Raw genomic sequence first — 697 nt, 5'->3', positions numbered from 1 at the left:
GGCGTAGGAGACACCCCAGGAGATGGCGAGGCCGCCGAAGGACCGAACCTTGCGGCCACGCTGAACCAGGGCGCCTTCAATGTCGGCAATGCCGGCGGCGCCTGGATCGGCGGCCTCGCCATCTCCTGGGGTGTCTCCTACGCCAACCTGCCGCTGGTGGGCGCCGCACTCGCGCTTCTGGCCGTCGCGGTGGCCGTGCTGTCGCAATCGCTCGACCGCCGCGCGATCCTGGAGCCGCAGCCCGCAGAATAAAGCTCCCTGCGCGGCAGCCGATTCACCTCGTCCGACGATTTCCTTGATTCCGCTTGCCGATCCAAGCATTCGCCGCTATGGGAGTCGGCATGAACATGCGTTCGAACAAGACCGTTTGGTGGTGGGCTCGCTGACAGCGGCCGGTTCGTGCGTGTGCGCGTGAAAATGAGGGTGGCCGCAGCGGAATGTCCGGGCGGCCATTTGTTTTTTAGAGCCATTCCCGGGTCCGTTGCCCAAAACGCTGATGGAGACGGCAATGACGACTAAAGTTCTGGACAACGGGGCGGAGCGCTTCGTCACCGCGGGCGGCGTGACCATCACCCGCGAACGGCACGACAGGCCCTATGAAGGCGCGATCGACGCCTATGTAGACGGCCTGAATTCACGCCGCGGCGCGGTGTTTTCCTCGAACTACGAGTATCCGGGCCGCTACACGCGCTGGGAC

Annotated in this window: 1 protein-coding gene and 1 pseudogene; both read left to right on the top strand. The window is 64.8% G+C overall.

The features are described 5' to 3' along the window. Positions 1 to 252: pseudogene (locus EOA27_RS38890) on the top strand (MFS transporter); the annotation flags it as partial. A gap of 256 nt (positions 253 to 508) precedes the next feature. After that, positions 509 to 697: hypothetical protein (locus EOA27_RS38885; protein WP_145970925.1), on the top strand; the 189-nt coding region annotated here is incomplete at its 3' end.

This window comes from Mesorhizobium sp. M2A.F.Ca.ET.037.01.1.1 (assembly GCF_003998075.1).
Taxonomy (GTDB): domain Bacteria; phylum Pseudomonadota; class Alphaproteobacteria; order Rhizobiales; family Rhizobiaceae; genus Mesorhizobium.
This window is presented reverse-complemented; position numbering and strand designations above follow the sequence as displayed.